The organism is Hydrogenophaga palleronii NBRC 102513 (assembly GCF_001571225.1).
In the GTDB taxonomy this organism is placed as follows: Bacteria; Pseudomonadota; Gammaproteobacteria; order Burkholderiales; family Burkholderiaceae_C; genus Hydrogenophaga; species Hydrogenophaga palleronii.
The window spans coordinates 12,257-29,412 of sequence record NZ_BCTJ01000020.1 but is presented as its reverse complement, the minus strand read 5'-3'; the positions used below and the strand labels follow the sequence as shown (position 1 = coordinate 29,412).

Sequence of the window (17,156 nt, the reverse complement as noted above, 5' to 3'; positions counted from 1 at the left end):
CGTGTCAAGAAAATAAAAATCGTGTCCTGACAAGCACTTGGCGCTGCCACAATCGCGTTTGTTACATTTATCGGAAGTTGCTCTTATGCCACAAACCAACGCCCGCCCCAACAAGGTACTGGTCGTCGACGACGACGTCCGCATCCGCGACCTGCTGCGCCGCTACCTGATGCAGGAAGGTTTCGAGGTCATGCTGGCCGAAGATGGGAAGGCCCTGAACCGTGTCCTGCAGCGCGACTCGGTCGACATCATCGTGCTTGATCTGATGATGCCCGGCGAGGATGGCCTCTCGATCTGCCGCCGCCTGCGCGCCAATGGCGACCGCACTCCCATCATCATGTTGACCGCCAAGAGCGAGGACGTGGACCGCATTGTGGGCCTCGAAGTCGGTGCCGACGACTACCTGGGCAAACCGTTCAACCCGCGCGAGCTGCTGGCGCGCATCCACGCCGTGCTGCGCCGCCGCCCGCCAACCGAAGTGCCGGGCGCACCCTCGCAAGACCAGGAAGTCGTGAAGTTCGGCCCGTTCGAGTTCGACCTGAGCTTGCGCACCCTGCGCAAAGACGGCGCCGACCTGCCCCTGACCACCGGCGAATTCGCCATGCTCAAGGCCTTGGTGCGCCACCCGCGCCAACCGCTGTCGCGTGAAAAACTGGCCCAGCTGGCACGCGGCCGCGAGTTCGAGCCGTTTGACCGCAGCCTGGACGTGCAGGTCTCGCGCCTGCGCAAGCTGATCGAGGAAGACGCCGCGTCGCCACGTTACCTGCAGACGGTGTGGGGCGTGGGCTATGTGTTCGTTCCCGACGGCAACGCCTGATGAGCGACGAGTCGCGCGTACTCTTCGAGACCGAACCCATCGCCTTGGAAACCGCACCGGCCCCGCTGGAAATGCGGCCTTCGCGGGGCGTAAGCCTGTTCTGGCGCACCTTCTTCTTCCTGTCCCTGCTGCTGATCGGCTGCATCGTGGCCTGGTTGCAGACCTTCCGCGCCCTGGAATACGAACCGCGTGCGCTGCAGAGCGCCAACCAGCTGGCCTCGCTGGTCAACCTCAGTCGCGCTGCGCTGGTGCACTCGGACGCCATCGCCCGGGTGTCCCTGATCAAGACCCTGGCGAGTGAAGAAGGACTGCGCATTGCGCCGCGCGAGCCGGCCGACACCTTCCGCCTCTACAACACCGACGCGCTGAGCCGCAACGTGGCCGAGCGGCTCAGTGGCCGGCTCGGGCCCGACACCCTGGTGGCGCGGGAGGTGAATGGCACGCCCGGGCTTTGGATCGGCTTCACGATCGACGGCGATCCGTACTGGCTGCTCACCGACCCTTCGCGCATCGGCCCGGTGGCGGGTACCACCTGGCTGATCTGGCTGGGCATGGCCGCCGTGCTGTCGCTCGCTGGCGCCGCGTTGATCGCGCGCCTGATCAACCGGCCGTTGAAAAAGCTGTCGTTCGCGGCCGGTCGCGTGCGCGAGGGTGATTTCAACGCCAGCCAGCTCAACGAAGCGGTGGCCACGAGCGAGATCCGTGAGGTGAACATCGGCTTCAACCGCATGGCCCAGCGCCTGTCCAAGATCGAGCAGGACCGCGCGCTGATGCTGGCCGGCATTTCCCATGACCTGCGCACGCCACTGGCGCGGCTGCGGCTGGAAACCGAAATGAGCGTGGACGATCTGCAGGCGCGGGAGCACATGGCGGCCGACATCGACCAGGTCAACGCCATCATCGACAAGTTCCTCGACTACGCGCGGCCCGACCACCTCTCGCCCTCACGCGTCAACCTCAACCAGGTGGTGGACGCCGCGATCTTCGCCGTCGGCCAGGACGCCAGCACCTACATCAGCACCAACATCCCGCTCGACACCGAGGTGATGGGCGATGCGGTGGAGCTGCAGCGGGTTTTTTCCAACCTGCTGGAGAACGCCTTGCGCTACGGGCGCGACCCCGAAAGCGGCATCGTCAAGGTTGAGATCGCGGCCAAGGCGAAGGACGACATGGTGCTGGTCAAGCTGCGTGACCATGGGCAAGGTGTGCTTCCCGAGCAACTGCAACAGCTCACACAGCCGTTCTTTCGGGGTGATGTCTCACGCTCCGCCGCAACCGGCACCGGCCTGGGCCTGGCCATTGTGGAGCGCGCGATCACGCGCATGGGCGGGCGTTTTGCGCTGGCCAACAGCAGCACGGGTGGCCTGGCCGCACACATGAAGCTGGTGAAGGCCCCGGCCTGATACCGGCGCCGGGTGGCCGCTCAGGCGGCTGCCCGGTTGGTGGTGCTCACCACCAGCAACACCGCCGCACGCGCCTCCATCGACAGGCCTTCGCCCACCGGGCCGATCTTCTCGGCCGTCTTGGCCTTCACGTTGACCTGCCCCACCGCCACGCCCAGCGTGCGTGCGATGTTGTCGCACATCGCGCCGATGTGCGGCGCGAGTTTGGGCGCCTGTGCGACCACCGTGCTGTCGACGTTGCCGATCTCGAAACCCGCGGCCCGCACGCGGCGTGCGGCTTCGGCCAGCAAGACGCTGGAATCGGCGCCCTTGAACTTTGCGTCGGTGTCGGGAAAGTGGCGACCGATGTCACCCAGCGCCGCGGCGCCGAGCAGCGCGTCGGTGATGGCGTGCAGCAGCACGTCGGCATCCGAGTGGCCGAGCAGCCCCTTGCTGTAGGGAATGTTCACCCCGCCGATGATGAGCGGGCGGTCGGCCACGAGGGCGTGCACATCCCAGCCCTCACCAATGCGAAACGGAGGCAATGGGGAAAACGGGTTCATGTTCGGCTCCTGATGACGGCTTCGGCCAGGGCGAAGTCTTCGGGGTAAGTGATCTTGAAGTTCTGCGCGCTGCCGCGCACCAGCAGTGGCCGATGGCCCGCCATCTCCATGGCACTGGCCTCGTCGGTCACGCCGGCAAAACCGCTCGCGGCGCGGGCGGCCAGGGCATGGTGCAGCGCGCCGAGGCGGAACATCTGCGGCGTCTGGGCCAGCCATTTGCCACCGCGATCCACGGTGGCGGCCACACGCCCATCCTGCTCGGCCTTGAGCGTGTCGGGCAGCGGCAGGGCCAGCAGGCCGCCCACCGCGTCGTCCTGGCAGGCGTCGATCAGCTGATTCACCTGCAGGGGGGTGACCAGGCAACGCGCCGCGTCGTGCACCAGCACCCAGTCGTTGTCGTCAGCGCCCTGCTCGCGCAAGGCCTGCAGGCCGTTGAACACGCTGTCGGCGCGCGTGGCACCGCCGCAGCGCGCGAGCAGCGTGCCCACCGGTTGGGCGGACCAGAAGGCGTCGTCGGGGGCGATCACCACCACGCAGAGGTCCAGCCGGGTAACGGCGCGCAGCGCGTCCAGGGTGTGCATCACCATGGGCTGGCCGGCGATGGGCTGGTACTGCTTGGGCTGTTCGGTGCCGGCCCGGGAGCCGGTGCCGGCGCAGGGCAGCAGCGCGTGGCAGCGGGGTGTGGACTTGGAGGGCAATTCGGAAATGGCGTCGGGCATGTGTGAGCGCATTCTAAAATCAGGCCTTCACACCCCCTGCCGATCGCGGCCGGGGGTGTTCGTCGTTGCCGTTCCGGCCGCCCGCTTTCCCAGCCCTCCTGCACGCCACCTGCTCCATGGACTTGCCCATCCTCTCTCCCGGCAAACGCCACACCCTGCCCCACCCCGGCGGCTCGGCCGATGCCCTGCTGCTGGCCCAGCTGGGGGCGCGCGAGAAGGCGGCCGGCCGGCTCACCGCCATCGTCACCGCCGACGCCAACGACGCGCAGCGCCTGATCGACGAGATGGCGTTCTTTGCGCCCGATCTGCGCGTGGCGCTGTTTCCCGACTGGGAAACCCTGCCCTACGACACCTTCTCGCCGCACCAGGACCTGATCAGCGAACGCCTGGCCACGCTCTGGCGCATCTCGCAGCGCGACAAGGACACCGGCGCCGACGTGGTGCTGATTCCGGCCACCACCGCGCTGTACCGGCTGGCACCGCCCTCCTTCCTGGCCGGCTACACCTTCCACTTCAAGGTCAAGCAGAAGCTGGACGAGGCCAGGCTCAAGGGCCAGCTCACGCTGGCGGGTTACCAGCACGTGACGCAGGTGGTGAGCCCCGGCGAGTACGCGGTGCGCGGCGGCCTGATCGATCTCTTCCCGATGGGCAGCCTGGTGCCATATCGGGTGGACCTGTTCGACGACGAGATCGACAGCATCCGCACCTTCGACCCCGACAGCCAGCGCAGCCTCTACCCGGTGAACGAGGTGCGCCTGCTGCCCGGGCGCGAGTTCCCGATGGACGACGCGGCGCGCGCCAAATTCCGCAGCCGCTGGCGCGAACTGCTCGAAGGCGACCCGACCAAGAGCCGCATCTACAAGGACATCGGCAACGGTGTGGCCACCGCCGGCATCGAGTACTACCTGCCGCTGTTCTTCGACGACACGGCCACCGTGTTCGACTACCTGGGCGCAGACGCCACGGTGGTGCTGCATGGTGACCTGGAGCCCGCCTTCCAGCGCTTCTGGCAGGACACCAAAGACCGCCACCGCCTGCTGCGCGGCGACACCGAGCGCCCCGTGCTGCCACCCGAGGCCCTCTTCCTGGCCACCGACCAGTTCTTCACCTGCGCCAACCAGCACGCCTTGTTCGTGGTGCGGCCTCCTCAACAGGACATCGAACACGGCGCGCACGTGCAGAAGCTGGGTGACCTGTCCGTGGTGCGTGGTGCGGAAGACCCGCTGTCGCGCCTGCAGGCCCACATCCGCAACACCGCGCACCGCGTGCTGCTGCTGGCCGAGAGCGATGGCCGGCGCGAGAGCCTGCTCGATTTCCTGCGCGCCAGCGGCGTCAGCCCACCTGCCTTCGATTCGCTGGCCGAGTTCCAGGCCAGCGACGAAAAAACAGGCATCGCCACCGCCGCGCTGCACGTGGGTTTTTCGTGGCTGGACGATGGCATCGACTTCGTCACCGAAACCGAACTCTTCGCCGCCGGCCCGACCACGCGCCGGCGCAAGAAGCAGGAACAGGTCAGCGACGTTGACGCGCTCATCAAGGACCTGTCCGAACTCAACCTCGGCGACCCGGTGGTGCACAACGCGCACGGCATCGGTCGTTACCGCGGCCTGGTCAACATGGACATGGGGGAGAAGAACCCCGACGGCACGCCGGCGCTGATGGAGTTCCTGCACCTGGAGTACGCCGACAAGGCCGTGCTCTACGTGCCGGTGAGCCAGCTGCAGCTGATCGGCCGCTACACCGGCGTGAGCGCCGACGAGGCGCCGCTGCACAAGCTCGGCAGCGGCCAGTGGGAGAAAGCGAAACGCAAGGCCGCCGAGCAGGTGCGCGATGCGGCCGCCGAGCTGCTCAACATCTACGCCCGCCGCGCCGCGCGCCAGGGTCACGCCTTCCGCTACTCGGCGCAAGACTACGAGGTGTTCGCCAACGACTTCGGCTTCGAGGAAACCGCCGACCAGCGCGGCGCGATCCACGCGGTGGTGCAGGACATGATCAGCCCGCGCCCGATGGACCGCCTGGTCTGCGGCGACGTCGGCTTCGGCAAGACCGAGGTGGCCCTGCGCGCCGCCTTCGTGGCCGTCACCGGCGGACGCCAGGTAGCGTTTCTCGCGCCCACCACGCTGCTGGCCGAGCAGCATTTCCAGACGCTCTCCGACCGTTTTTCGAAATGGCCGGTGAAGATCGCCGAGATGAGCCGCTTCCGCTCGGCGAAAGAAATCACCGCCGCCGCCAAGGGCCTGGCCGATGGCTCGGTGGACATCGTGGTCGGCACACACAAGCTGCTCAGCGAGAGCGTGAAGTTCAAGGACCTCGGCCTGCTCATCATCGACGAGGAACACCGCTTCGGCGTGCGCCACAAGGAGCAGATGAAGGCCTTGCGCGCCGAGGTGGACGTGCTCACGCTCACTGCCACGCCGATCCCGCGCACGCTGGGCATGGCGCTCGAAGGCCTGCGCGATCTGTCGGTGATCGCCACCGCGCCGCAGCGCCGCCTGGCCATCAAGACCTTCGTGCGCAGCGAGAGCAACGGCGTCATCCGCGAGGCCGTGCTGCGTGAGCTCAAGCGCGGCGGTCAGGTCTACTTTCTGCACAACGAGGTGGAGACGATCGAGAACCGGCGCCAGAAGCTGGAAGAAATATTGCCCGAGGCACGCATCGCCATCGCGCACGGCCAGATGCCCGAGCGCGAGCTGGAGCGCGTGATGCGCGACTTCGTGGCGCAGCGCTTCAACGTGCTGCTGTGCTCCACCATCATCGAGACCGGCATCGACGTGCCCACGGCCAACACCATCGTGATGAGCCGGGCCGACAAGTTCGGCCTCGCGCAGCTGCATCAGCTGCGCGGGCGCGTCGGCCGCAGCCACCACCAAGCCTATGCCTACCTGATGGTGCCGGACATCGAAGGCCTGACCAAACACGCGGCACAGCGGCTGGACGCGATCCAGCAGATGGAAGAACTCGGCAGCGGCTTCTACCTCGCCATGCACGATCTGGAGATCCGCGGCGCCGGCGAGGTACTGGGCGAGAACCAGAGCGGCAACATGCTGGAAGTGGGCTTCCAGCTCTACAACGAGATGTTGAGTGAAGCGGTGAGCTCGCTCAAGGCCGGCCGCGAGCCCGACCTGCTCTCTCCGCTGTCGGTCACCACCGACATCAACCTGCACGCCCCCGCCCTGCTGCCCAACGACTACTGCGGCGACGTGCACCTGCGCCTCTCGTTCTACAAGAAGCTGGCGACGGCGAAGAACACCGACCAGGTCGATGCGCTGCTGGAAGAAATCGTCGACCGCTTCGGCAAGCTGCCACCGCAGGCACAAACGCTCATCGACGTGCACCGACTGCGCTGCATCAGCGCGCCGTACGGCGTGGTCAAGGTGGACGCGGCGCCGGGCGTGATCCAGATCACCTTCCGCCCGAACCCGCCGTTCGACTCCATGCGCATCATCGAGCTGATCCAGAAGAACCGCCACATCAAGCTGGCGGGCAACGAGAAGCTGCGCATCGAACGCGCCCTGCCCGAGGTGAAAGACCGCGTGCAGATGGTGCGCGACATCCTGCGCTCGCTCGGCCAGCCGCAGCCCGTGCAGGCCGCGGTGCCGGCGCCCTAGGCTTCAGGGCCGGGGCGGGTGCGCCCCGTATTCAGCGGCATGGAATTTGCGTAGATTGGCAGGGCCGCTCCAAAGGGGTGGCCCTGATCCTTTCCAACGCACACGCCATCCCCGATACGGAGCCCGCCATGTTGATCCACCGCCGCACCTTCCTGCCCGTCGCCAGCGCCCTGCTGGCATTCACCCTGAGCGGCCCCGCGCTGGCGCAGAGCACGTACCCCGACCGCGTGGTGAAGATCGTCGTCGGCCTGCCGGCCGGTGGCAGCGCCGACATGATCGCGCGCACGCTGGGGCAGAAACTCAACCAGCAGTTCGGCCAGCCGGTGGTGATCGAGAACCGCGCCGGTGCGTCGGGCCAGATCGGCATGCCGGCGGTGGCCCGCGCCGCCGCCGACGGCTACACGCTCACGGTGTCGCCCGCCTCGTTCCTGACCACCAACAAGAGCATCTTCAAGGCCCTGCCCTACGACCCCGAGGCCGACTTCATCCCGATCTCCCGGCTGGTGAACCAGCCCATGGTGCTGGTGGTGAACAACAAACAGAAATACCCCACCGCCGCAGCGTTCCTGGCCGCGGCCAAGGCCGCACCGGGCGGCATCACCTACGCCTCCTCGGGCGACGGCAGCCCGCAGCACCTGGCCGGCCTGATGTTCGAAACCCGCACCCAGGCGCGCATGCTGCACGTGCCCTACAAGGGTGGCGCGCTGGCCGTCAACGACACCCTGGCCGGCAACGTGGACGCCATGTTCGCCGTGCTGCCCGAAGCCCTGCCGCACATCCAGTCCGGCAAGCTGCACGCGCTCGGCCTGCTGAGCCCGCAGCGTTCGCCGGTGCTGTCCGCCGTGCCGACCATGGCCGAAGCCGGCCTGGCAGACCTGAACCTGTCGGCCTGGGTCGGCCTGCTGGCACCGGCGAAAACGCCGCGCCCCATCATCGACCAGCTCAACCGTGCCGCGCAGACCGCCATGGACGCCGAGTTCAAGGCCAAACTCGCCGCCAGCGGCATCGAGGTTGCGCCCAGCACACCCGAAGAACTGCAGCGCATCATCGCGTCCGAGATCAAGCTGCACGCCGAGCTGGTCAAGGCCGCCGGCCTCACGCCGCAGTGAGCCGCCATGGCAGGGATAATCCCGGCCATGACACAAGCTCCCGCCGCCACCGAGTTCGCCCCAGGCCTGATGGTCCGGGGTTTCACGCCGCCGTTGAAGCTGAGCGACTTCAAGCTCATCGCCTTCGACATGGACTCCACGCTGATCAACATCGAGTGCATTGACGAGATCGCCGACGCGGTGGGCAAGAAGGCCGAGGTGGCCGCCATCACCGAAGCCGCCATGCGTGGCGAGATCACCGATTTCAAGGACAGCCTGCGCCTGCGCCTGGCCCTGCTGAGCGGCGTGACCATCGCCGACATGGAGCAGGTCTACACCGAGCGCCTGCGCATCAACCCGGGTGCGGCCGAGCTCATCCAGGCGTGCAAGGCGGTGGGCATGAAGGTGCTGCTGGTCTCGGGCGGCTTCACCTTCTTCAGCGAACGTGTGCGCGACACGCTGGGCATCGACTTCATGCGCGCCAACATCCTGGAAATTGAAAGCGGCCCCAACTGCGGCCAGCTCACCGGCCGCCTGGTGGAGCAGGCCTGGGGCGACATCTGTGATGGCGCCGAGAAGCGCCGCACGGTGCTCGAAGTGGCCTCGCTGCTCGGCATCGAGCCCGCGCAATGCATCGCCATGGGCGACGGCGCCAACGATTTGCCCATGATGCATGCGGTCGGCCTGTCGGTCGCGTACCACGCCAAACCGGCGGTGCGTGCGCAGGCCAACGTGGCGATCAACGAAGGCGGGCTTGATCGCCTGCTTGAAGTGCTGCGCTGAGCGCTGCCACAGCATGGCCCGCACCGGTCGCCTCGCCCGCTGGGGACAGTCACTGCGCCAGCAGTGGAAGAACCACCTGCTGACGCTGCTGATGGTGTGTGGGGTGCTGTACGGCGTGCAGGCCTGGCAGACCCGCGACGTGCCGGCCGGTGCCGCGCCCGAGCTGGCCTTCAGCCTGCTGCAGCCCGACGGCAGCCGCACCCAGACCACGCTCGCGCAATGGCGTGAGCAACACCCCGGCCAGCCGGTGGCGCTGCACGTGTGGGCCGAGTGGTGCCCCATCTGCCGCGCCGAAGAAGACAGCGTGACCCGCCTGGCCGGCGACTGGCCGGTGCTCACCGTCGCCATGCAGTCCGGCCCGGCCGAGCAGGTGGCCGGCGTGCTGGCCCGGCGCGAACTGCCCTGGGCCACGGCCATCGACGCGCGCGGCGCCATCGCCCGCGAACTCGGCTTCAAGGCCGTGCCGGCCTTCGTGGTGGTGGATGCGAACGGCCAGCTGCGCAGCGCCACCGTGGGCTACACCAGCGAAATCGGCATGCGCCTGCGCCTCTGGTGGGCGCAGCTGTTCTGAACCGCAGCGGGCCTTAGCCGCCTGCGCGCTTGACGGTGTGGCCCTGCGCCTTGAGCGCAGCCATCACCTTGTCGATGTGGTCGCCCTGGATTTCGATCACGCCGTCCTTCACCGTGCCACCGGTGCCACAAGCGGCCTTGAGCTGTTTGCCCAGCGCCGCCAGCGCCACCGCATCGAGCGCCACGCCCTTGACCACGGTGACTGCCTTGCCACCCCGGCCCTTGGTTTCGCGCGACACGCGCGCCACACCATCGCCCGCGGCCAGGGCGGCAGCCGCAGCATTGGCCTTGCAGCGGCAGTCGGCCAGCGGCTGGCGGCAGTCGGGGCACATGCGGCCGGCGTCGGTGGAATACACGAGGCCACCCAGGGAAGAAAGCGCTTTTTTCATGGGCTCGCATCGTACCCGCGCGCACCCGGGCCGGTACACTGGCCCGATCCATGCCATTCACCGCCCTGGGCCTTGCGCCCCCTCTCGCCCGCGCCGCCGCCGAACTCGGCTTCACCACGCCCACACCGATCCAGCACGACGCCATCCCCGCCGTGCTCGCCGGCCACGACCTGCTGGCCACGGCACAGACCGGCTCGGGCAAAACCGCCGCCTACGCCCTGCCCCTGCTGCACAGCCTGCAGGCCACCGATGCCCGGCACACGCCCCGGCGCGTGCGCGCGCTGGTGCTCGTGCCCACGCGCGAACTGGCCGCGCAAGCCGGTGAGGTGCTGCGCTCGCTGGCCCAGCACCTGCCGCAGCGTCCCAAGCTCGCGGTGGTGTTCGGCGGTGTGTCGATCAACCCGCAGATGATGGCGCTGCGCGGCGGTGCCGACGTGGTGGTGGCCACACCGGGGCGTCTGCTCGACCTGGTGCAGCACAACGCGCTGCGCCTGTCGGACGTGCAGCTGCTGGTGCTCGACGAGGCCGACCGCCTGCTCGACCTGGGTTTTGCCGAAGAGCTCGACCGCGTGCTCGCACTCCTGCCGGCGCGCCGGCAGAGCCTGTTCTTCTCGGCCACCTTCCCGCCCGAGGTGCAGGCCCTCGCGGGCGTGCTGCTGCGCGAACCCTTGCGCATCGACGTGCCTTCTGCGCCCGTGGAAGAAGCGGTGATCCTGCAGCAGGCATACCGGGTCGACACGAACCGCCGCACCGAGTTGCTGCGTCGGCTCATCAAGACGCAGGGCTGGCAACGTGTGCTGGTGTTCGTCGCCACGCAATACCTGGCCGACCGCGTGGCCAGCAAGCTGCACCAGGGCGACCTTTACGCCACCTCCTTCCACGGCGGCCTGAGCCAGGGCGCGCGGCAGCAGGCGCTGAAGGAGTTCAAGGAAAAACGCTGGGACGTGGTCGTCACCACCGACCTCGCGGCACGTGGCATCGACATCGAACAGCTGCCGGTGGTGGTGAACTACGACCTCCCTCGTTCGGCAGTGGACTACGTGCACCGCATCGGCCGCACCGGCCGTGCAGGCGAGAGCGGGCTGGCGGTGAGCTTCGTCAGCCCGGCCAGCGAGGCCCACTGGCACCTGATCGAAAAACGCCAGGGCCTGTCGCTGCCGCTGGAAGTGCTGCCCGGGTTCGAGCCCACGGAAACGGCACCACCGTCGGCGCCCGGCGATGGCGGCCAGGGCAACGGCGGCATCAAGGGCAAACGCCCGAGCAAGAAGGACAAGCTGCGCGCCGCAGCTGCCGCCGCCGCGGCAGACGGCCACAAGCCCGACTAAGCCGCCGCCTTGCTGCTGCGGCGCCGCGGCGTGGCACCGCCGCCCCGCGCCCGCAGCATCGCCAGAAAAGTTGCCGCCGCCGGCGACAAGGACTGCCCCTTGCGCTGGTACACGAAGTACTCGCGCTGGATGGCCGGAGCCCGCAGCGGCACGAAACGCACACCGAAGTTGTCGGCAAAACCGCGCGCGTACTCGGGCGCCAGCAACACCCCCATGCCATGGCCGGCGAGCGCCATGGCGGTGGTGAGATAACCCACATCACTCGCCGTGTTGAGCGAAAAGTCGTGCCCATGGGTGTGCAGCACACGCTCCACGTGACGGCTGAATTCCTTCGAGTACACGATCCAGCGCTCGTCGCTCAGGTCCTTCCACGCCATGCTGGCGCGGCCGTGCGCCGGATGGGACTGCGCGCACACCAGGTGGATCGGCACGTTCATCAGGAAACTGCGCGTCACGTCGTCGCCCGTCACCCGCTCGGGGCCGATGCCGAGCTCCACCGCACCGTGGCGCACGGTGTCCACCACGTCGTCCGCCACCGCGTCCACCAGCCGCAGGTTGATGCCCGGGTGTTGCTGGCCGAACTCGGTCAACACCGAGGCGACCCAGGTGCAGGCCATCATCTGCGAGGCCGCCACACGCAGGAAGCCGCGCCGCAAGGCGCGGATCTCGGAGGCGCCCTCCACCACCTGCCGCAGGTCCTCCAGGATGCGCTGCGCCAGCGGCAGCAGGTTCTTGCCGGCCTCGGTGAGGGTGATGGCGGTGCGGCTGCGGTCGAACAGTTGCAGGTGCAGCTCCTGCTCCAGCTGCTGCACCAGCATGCTCACGGCCGACTGGGTCAGGTTGAGCTGGCGCGCCGCGCCCGTGAAGCTGCCGCTCTGGGTCACGGCGGCAAAGGCCCGCATCTGTCGCAGGCTGATGTTCATACGGTTCATGGGCGCACCAGAAAATGGCTGGGGTCACGGCGGCGGTGCGTGCATGCACCTCCATCAATTTTCATGATGAATGTATCAAAAGAATTGGCTTGTCTGATAGACAAGGCGGTTCATAGAATGCCGCGAGCCTCCCCCTTCCACCCCCTGAGAGTCCGCAGACCCCATGCACATCGCCGTCATTGGCACAGGCATCGTCGGCGCCTGCACAGCCGCCTGGCTGCAGCGCGACGGCCACCAGATCACCTTCGTCGACCCACTCGAGCCGGGCGAAGCCTGCTCGTTCGGCAATGCCGGCTCGCTGTCGCCCAGCGCCTGCCTGCCGGTGGGCATGCCCAACATGTGGAAGAAAGTGCCGAGCTGGCTGCTTGATCCGCTCGGCCCGCTGACCATCCGCACCGCCTACCTGCCGCGCGTGGCGCCCTGGCTGCTGCGCATGTTGCAGCACTCCACGCCGCAAGAAGTGACGCGCATCGCAACCGCGCTGCAGACCTTGTTGCGCCCCATCTTCGAGTGCTACGAGCCCCTGCTGCAGCACGCCGAGGCCGGTGCACTGGTGCGCCGCAGCGGCTGCCTCTATGTCTATTCGTCGCGCGAAGCCGCCGACCAATGGAAATGGGGCATGGCCTTGCGCAAGTCGCTGGGCGTGAACCTGGTCAACGTGGAGCGCGACGAGCTCGAAGAACTCGAACCCGACCTCAAGGGCCGTTTCCGCTTCGGCATCCTGGCGCCCGACAACGGCTCCACGCTGGACCCGTCGCAACTCGTCAAGGCCCTGGTGGCGCAGAGCGTGCGCGACGGTGCGCGCCACGACCACCGTTCGGTCACCGGCTTCGAGCGCCAAGGCCGGCGCGTCACCGGCCTGCGCATGGACAGCGGTGAACCGCTGGCGGTCGATGGCGTGGTGGTGGCCGCCGGCGCCTGGTCGGGGCAGCTGGCGAAACAGCTCGGCGACCGCGTGCCACTGGAAACCCAGCGCGGTTACCACGTCACCGTGCGCAGCTCCAACCTGAAGCTGCGCCACACCGTGATGGCCTCGGAGAACAACATCATGGTCAACCCCATGGCCATGGGCCTGCGGCTGGCCGGCACGGTGGAGTTCGCCGGCCTCAAGCCGGCACCCAACTACGCACGCGCCCAGGCGCTGCTGCGCCAGGGGCAGTTGCTGTTCCCGCACCTCGACACCTCGGAAGTCACGCAGTGGATGGGGCACCGCCCCTGCATGCCCGACAGCCTGCCGGTGATCGACCGCAGCAGCCAGGCCGACAACGCCTGGCTGGCCTTCGGCCACGGCCACATGGGCATGTGCATGGGCGCCAGCACCGGCCGCGAGGTGGCCCACCTGGTGGCCGGTCGCGCCACCCAGGTGGACCTGTCGCCCTTCAGTGCAAAACGTTTTCGCTGAGGGCCGGCCATGACCACCACGCGCTGGGCCATCGGCATCGACATGGGCGGCACCTTCATCGACGTGGTGGCCTGCTCCACGGACGGTGCGCTGCGAAGCCTCAAACACCCGCGTGAAGCGGGCCAACTCGTGCAGCCGATCCTGCAGGCCGTGCAGCGCATGCTGGACGAGAACGGCATTCAGAGCGCGCAGATCGCGCGCATCGTGCACGGCTCCACCGTCGTCACCAACCTGCTGCTGGAACAGAACGACGGCCCGATCGCCGTGCTCACCAACACCGGCATGCGCGACGTGCTGGCGCTGGCGCGCCAGGACCGGCGCGACCTGTACACCGCCGCCGTCTTGCCGCCCACGCCCGAACGCCGCCTGTTCCCGGCGGCGCAGCGGCACGAGATCGCCGGCCGCGTGGACGCCCAGGGCGCCGAGGTCGAAGCGCTCGACCGCGACCAGGTGCTGGCGCTGGCCCGGAAGATCCACGCCGCCGGCGTGCGCGCGGTGGCGGTGTGCCTGCTGTTCTCGCACCTGCGGCCCGCGCACGAGCAACAGGTGCGCGCCTGGCTGCTGGAGGCACAACCGTCGCTGATGGTCTCGATCTCGAGCGACGTCGATCCCAAGCCGCGCGAGTTCGAGCGTTTCCTCGCCACCGCCTTCGACGCCTACAGCAAGCCCATGGTGCAGCAGTACCTGCAGACGCTCGGCGGCGCACTGGCCGAGCGCGGCCTGCCCGCACCCGAGCTGATGCGTTCCGAAGGCGGCATCGCGCCCTGGCGGGACGCGCTCGCGCGCCCGATCACCCTGGCCATGTCCGGCCCCTGCGCCGCCTTGCAAGGGGTGGCCGCCAGCCTGCCGCACACCGATGCCGCGCAGGTCGTCATGTCCATCGATGTCGGCGGCACCAGCACCGACATCGGCATTCTGGAAGCGGGCCGCCCGCTGTTCACCGACACCCTGCTCTGCGGCGATCTCACGCTGCGGCTGCGCTGCGCCGATGTGGAGTCGCTCTCCATCGGCGGTGGCAGCCTGGCCAGCGTCAACGCCGGCGGCGGGTTGCGCCTGGGGCCACGCTCCCAGGGCGCCTGGCCCGGCCCGGCCGCGTATGGCCTGGGCGGCACCAACGCCACGCTGACCGACGCCCTGTTGCTGTTGGGCCGGTTGCCGCAGCGGCTCTCCGGAGGCGTGACGCTGGACCTGGCCCTGTCCGAAGCGGCCGTGGCGCGCGACATCGCCGAACCGCTGGGCATCTCGGTGCGCGACGCGGCACAGGCCATCGTGGCAACCGCCGCCACCGCCATGGCCGAGAGCGTGAAAATGCGCGCCTTCCAGCGCGACATCCATCCGGCCGACTGCCTGCTGGTGGCCGCCGGCGGCGGTGGTGCACAACACGTGGCAGAGGTGGCCGAGCTTGCCGGCGTTTCGCAGGTGCGCGTGATCGCCAACGCCGGCGTGGTCGCCGCGCTCGGCCTGCTGGCATCGGCGCCCACACAGACGGTGGAGAAGGCCTGCAGCCTGCCGCTGTCCGCCGATGGCTTGGCCGGGCTGGTGGCGCTGCGCGACGCACTGCAACCGGACACCCCGTGCGCCGCGATCCGCTGGAGCCTCGAAATCCTGCACCGCGGCCAGGGCAGCCCGGTCGAAGTGGCCTGGTTGCCCGAGGACGATCTGGCCACGCTGCAAGCGCGCTTTGCGGCGCGCTACGAAGCCTTGCGCGGCCAGATGCCGGCACGCAGCGACGCGCAGGTGGGCCTGCTGCGTGGCGTGTTCGAACAAGCCGTGCCCCAACCCGGCATCAACGCCAAGCACCTGCGCCCCGACGCCGCGCTGTGGGACGGCTGCGCAGCACGCGGCACCGGTCCACAGGCCTTGTTTGCGGCCACCACCACGGTGTGGGTGCCGGCCGGCTGGCAATGGCTGCAGGAGGCCGATGGCTCCTTGTTGCTGACCCACACCGCAACCACGGGAGAACCGGCATGAACACGCACCTGATCCTGATGGAGCCCGTGCGGCTCGCGCTGCAAGGCATCGTCGACCGCATGCAGAGCCGCATGATGCGCGCGGCCTACTCGTCGATCGCACGCGAAGGCGGCGACTGCGCGGCGGCGGTCTTCCTGCCCGACGGCCGCCTGCTCGCGCAGGCGCGTTCGCTGCCGCTGCTGCTGGGCTCGCTGATCCCGGCCGTGGCCGGCGTGCTGCAACGTTTTCCCGCCGCGCAGATGGCCGATGGCGACGCCTTTCTGATGAACGACCCCTGGTCCGGCGGCACCCACCTGCCCGACCTGATCGTGGTGCGCCCCATCGTGCACGACGGCGCCGTGATCGGCCTGGCCGCGGCCATCCTGCACCACCAGGACGTGGGCGGCATGGCAGCGGGTTCGATCCCGCCCAACGCCACCGACATCCACCAGGAAGGCCTGCGCATCCCGCCGGTGCGCTGGCGCAGCGCGGGTGTGGTCGACCCCAACATCGAAACCCTGCTCACCGCCAACAGCCGCACGCCGGGCAACCTGCTGGGCGACCTGAACGCGCAGTGGTCGGCCGTGAGCCTGGGTGCGCACGAAACGGCGGCGCTGCAGGCACGCACAGGCAGCAATTTCCACGCGGTGTGTGATGCGCTGCTGGCGCAGTCCGAACGCATGACCCGCGACGCACTGCTCGCCGTGCCCGATGGCAGCTGGCACTGGCAGGACCAGCTCGACGGCGACGGCATCGACACCACGCCGGTGCAGATCGCGGTGCGGCTGCACAAGCAGGGCGATACGCTCACGATCGATTTCACCGGCTCGTCGCCACAGACGCGTGGCCCGGTCAACGCATCGCCGTCGAGCATGATGTCGGCCATCCTGTTCTTCATGCGTTCGCTCGCACCACAGGCGCCGAACAACGCCGGCTGCCTCGCACCCGCCACCTGGGTGTTGCCCGAAGGCAGCGTGGTCAACCCGCGCCTGCCGGCGGCGGTGAACGCACGCACCGCCACGCTCAAGCTCGCCTGCAACGCCATGCTCAGTGCCTGGTCGCTCGGCGCGGCGCGTGAACCGCTGGCGTCCAACGCGGGTGTGGCCACGGTGCTGTCGCTCGGCGGCACAGCGGCAGACGGCCAGCGCTGGCTGATGACCGAGATCATCGCCAGCGGTGCCGGCGCAAGCGCACACGGCGATGGCACCAGCGGCATCTCCACCGACGTCGGCAACGCCCGCAACACGCCGGTGGAAGTGATCGAAGCCGAAGCGCCGCTGCGCGTGAAGACCTACGCCATCCGCGAAGGTTCTGGCGGCGTAGGCCGCTTCGAAGGCGGCCACGGCGTGCGCCGGGTATACGAATTGCTAGAAGGACATGGCAGCGTTTCCTACCGGGGCGAACGCCATGTCAGCCGCGCACGCGGCAGCCAAGGCGGCGGCGATGGTTCACCATCGGCCGCGCGCATCGAAAGAGCCGATGGCCACGTTGACGTCCTGCCCGCACGGGCACGTGTCGAGTGGTCGGCCGGAGACCGACTGGTCATTGAAACGGCCGGAGGAGGCGCATGGGGTGCCGCAGCAGAACGCTGAGGCACCAACCTCCAACCCCCAACCCCTTTGAATGAA

Annotated in this window: 14 protein-coding genes; 10 read left to right on the top strand and 4 right to left on the bottom strand. The window is 68.6% G+C overall.

Translation table 11 applies throughout. From position 1 onward, the window contains the following. The first annotated feature begins 85 nt into the window (after positions 1–85). Together ompR and HPA01S_RS14550 are read left to right on the top strand one after the other, a co-directional pair. Complete coding sequence (gene ompR, locus HPA01S_RS14555; protein ID WP_066271365.1) at positions 86–817, top strand: osmolarity response regulator transcription factor OmpR; 732 nt, start codon at positions 86–88, stop codon at positions 815–817. Next, a complete protein-coding gene (locus HPA01S_RS14550; protein WP_066271363.1) occupies positions 817–2,220 on the top strand; it encodes an ATP-binding protein in 1,404 nt (467 codons plus the stop codon). The genes ompR and HPA01S_RS14550 overlap by 1 nt, the downstream gene beginning before the upstream one ends. Before the next feature lie 20 nt (positions 2,221–2,240). Here the strand turns inward: HPA01S_RS14550 and ispF are convergent, their stop codons facing one another. Together ispF and ispD are read right to left on the bottom strand one after the other, a co-directional pair. Beyond that, on the bottom strand, positions 2,241–2,762 hold the full coding sequence (ispF, locus tag HPA01S_RS14545) for a 2-C-methyl-D-erythritol 2,4-cyclodiphosphate synthase (RefSeq protein ID WP_066271361.1): 522 nt from the start codon (positions 2,760–2,762) through the stop codon (positions 2,241–2,243). Beyond that, positions 2,759–3,481: a 2-C-methyl-D-erythritol 4-phosphate cytidylyltransferase gene (ispD, locus tag HPA01S_RS14540; protein ID WP_066271358.1), complete on the bottom strand. Its 723-nt coding sequence runs from the start codon at positions 3,479–3,481 to the stop codon at positions 2,759–2,761. The genes ispF and ispD overlap by 4 nt, the downstream gene beginning before the upstream one ends. 116 nt (positions 3,482–3,597) lie before the next feature. Between ispD and mfd the strand changes: the two genes are divergently transcribed. The 4 genes from mfd (at position 3,598) to HPA01S_RS14520 (ending at position 9,531) form a co-directional block, all read left to right on the top strand. Continuing rightward, the gene (gene mfd / locus HPA01S_RS14535; protein ID WP_066271356.1) at positions 3,598–7,089 is read left to right on the top strand and encodes a transcription-repair coupling factor; all 3,492 of its coding nucleotides are present in this window, start codon (positions 3,598–3,600) and stop codon (positions 7,087–7,089) included. Between the two features lie 128 nt (positions 7,090–7,217). Beyond that, on the top strand, positions 7,218–8,198 hold the full coding sequence (locus tag HPA01S_RS14530; RefSeq protein ID WP_066271473.1) for a Bug family tripartite tricarboxylate transporter substrate binding protein: 981 nt from the start codon (positions 7,218–7,220) through the stop codon (positions 8,196–8,198). Positions 8,199–8,225: 27 nt separating this feature from the next. Continuing rightward, on the top strand, positions 8,226–8,960 hold the full coding sequence (gene serB / locus HPA01S_RS14525; protein ID WP_066271354.1) for a phosphoserine phosphatase SerB: 735 nt from the start codon (positions 8,226–8,228) through the stop codon (positions 8,958–8,960). A 13-nt stretch (positions 8,961–8,973) separates the two neighbouring features. Beyond that, the gene (locus HPA01S_RS14520; protein WP_066271353.1) at positions 8,974–9,531 is read left to right on the top strand and encodes a redoxin family protein; all 558 of its coding nucleotides are present in this window, start codon (positions 8,974–8,976) and stop codon (positions 9,529–9,531) included. Positions 9,532–9,544: 13 nt separating this feature from the next. Here the strand turns inward: HPA01S_RS14520 and HPA01S_RS14515 are convergent, their stop codons facing one another. Then, on the bottom strand, positions 9,545–9,919 hold the full coding sequence (locus tag HPA01S_RS14515) for a translation initiation factor Sui1 (protein WP_066271347.1): 375 nt from the start codon (positions 9,917–9,919) through the stop codon (positions 9,545–9,547). Positions 9,920–9,969: 50 nt separating this feature from the next. Between HPA01S_RS14515 and HPA01S_RS14510 the strand changes: the two genes are divergently transcribed. Continuing rightward, complete coding sequence (locus HPA01S_RS14510) at positions 9,970–11,244, top strand: DEAD/DEAH box helicase (protein ID WP_066271346.1); 1,275 nt, start codon at positions 9,970–9,972, stop codon at positions 11,242–11,244. On the opposite strand, the gene HPA01S_RS14505 is transcribed toward HPA01S_RS14510, so the two are convergent. After that, a complete protein-coding gene (locus HPA01S_RS14505) occupies positions 11,241–12,176 on the bottom strand; it encodes a LysR family transcriptional regulator (protein ID WP_245638662.1) in 936 nt (311 codons plus the stop codon). The genes HPA01S_RS14510 and HPA01S_RS14505 overlap by 4 nt on opposite strands. Positions 12,177–12,339: 163 nt before the next feature. Here HPA01S_RS14505 and HPA01S_RS14500 point away from each other — a divergent pair, with 163 nt between their 5' ends. The 3 genes from HPA01S_RS14500 to HPA01S_RS14490 are packed head-to-tail and all read left to right on the top strand — an operon-like array spanning position 12,340 to position 17,120. Next, positions 12,340–13,578, top strand: coding sequence for an NAD(P)/FAD-dependent oxidoreductase (locus HPA01S_RS14500; protein WP_066271342.1), 1,239 nt, complete (start codon positions 12,340–12,342; stop codon positions 13,576–13,578). A 9-nt stretch (positions 13,579–13,587) separates the two neighbouring features. After that, positions 13,588–15,549 carry a hydantoinase/oxoprolinase family protein gene (locus tag HPA01S_RS14495; RefSeq protein WP_066271340.1) on the top strand — a complete coding sequence of 654 codons (1,962 nt, stop codon included), beginning with the start codon at positions 13,588–13,590 and terminating at the stop codon, positions 15,547–15,549. Next, complete coding sequence (locus HPA01S_RS14490; protein ID WP_066271337.1) at positions 15,546–17,120, top strand: hydantoinase B/oxoprolinase family protein; 1,575 nt, start codon at positions 15,546–15,548, stop codon at positions 17,118–17,120. Before HPA01S_RS14495 ends, HPA01S_RS14490 begins: the two co-directional genes overlap by 4 nt. Positions 17,121–17,156 lie beyond the last annotated feature (36 nt).

What these genes read in the sequence shown, in the direction of transcription:
- ompR (WP_066271365.1), top strand. Translation starts at nt 86, where the DNA reads ATGCCACAAACCAACGCCCGCCCCAACAAGGTACTGGTCGTCGACGAC.
- HPA01S_RS14550 (WP_066271363.1), top strand. Translation starts at nt 817, where the DNA reads ATGAGCGACGAGTCGCGCGTACTCTTCGAGACCGAACCCATCGCCTTG.
- ispF (WP_066271361.1), bottom strand. Translation starts at nt 2,762, where the DNA reads ATGAACCCGTTTTCCCCATTGCCTCCGTTTCGCATTGGTGAGGGCTGG.
- ispD (WP_066271358.1), bottom strand. Translation starts at nt 3,481, where the DNA reads ATGCCCGACGCCATTTCCGAATTGCCCTCCAAGTCCACACCCCGCTGC.
- mfd (WP_066271356.1), top strand. Translation starts at nt 3,598, where the DNA reads ATGGACTTGCCCATCCTCTCTCCCGGCAAACGCCACACCCTGCCCCAC.
- HPA01S_RS14530 (WP_066271473.1), top strand. Translation starts at nt 7,218, where the DNA reads ATGTTGATCCACCGCCGCACCTTCCTGCCCGTCGCCAGCGCCCTGCTG.
- serB (WP_066271354.1), top strand. Translation starts at nt 8,226, where the DNA reads ATGACACAAGCTCCCGCCGCCACCGAGTTCGCCCCAGGCCTGATGGTC.
- HPA01S_RS14520 (WP_066271353.1), top strand. Translation starts at nt 8,974, where the DNA reads ATGGCCCGCACCGGTCGCCTCGCCCGCTGGGGACAGTCACTGCGCCAG.
- HPA01S_RS14515 (WP_066271347.1), bottom strand. Translation starts at nt 9,919, where the DNA reads ATGAAAAAAGCGCTTTCTTCCCTGGGTGGCCTCGTGTATTCCACCGAC.
- HPA01S_RS14510 (WP_066271346.1), top strand. Translation starts at nt 9,970, where the DNA reads ATGCCATTCACCGCCCTGGGCCTTGCGCCCCCTCTCGCCCGCGCCGCC.
- HPA01S_RS14505 (WP_245638662.1), bottom strand. Translation starts at nt 12,176, where the DNA reads ATGAACCGTATGAACATCAGCCTGCGACAGATGCGGGCCTTTGCCGCC.
- HPA01S_RS14500 (WP_066271342.1), top strand. Translation starts at nt 12,340, where the DNA reads ATGCACATCGCCGTCATTGGCACAGGCATCGTCGGCGCCTGCACAGCC.
- HPA01S_RS14495 (WP_066271340.1), top strand. Translation starts at nt 13,588, where the DNA reads ATGACCACCACGCGCTGGGCCATCGGCATCGACATGGGCGGCACCTTC.
- HPA01S_RS14490 (WP_066271337.1), top strand. Translation starts at nt 15,546, where the DNA reads ATGAACACGCACCTGATCCTGATGGAGCCCGTGCGGCTCGCGCTGCAA.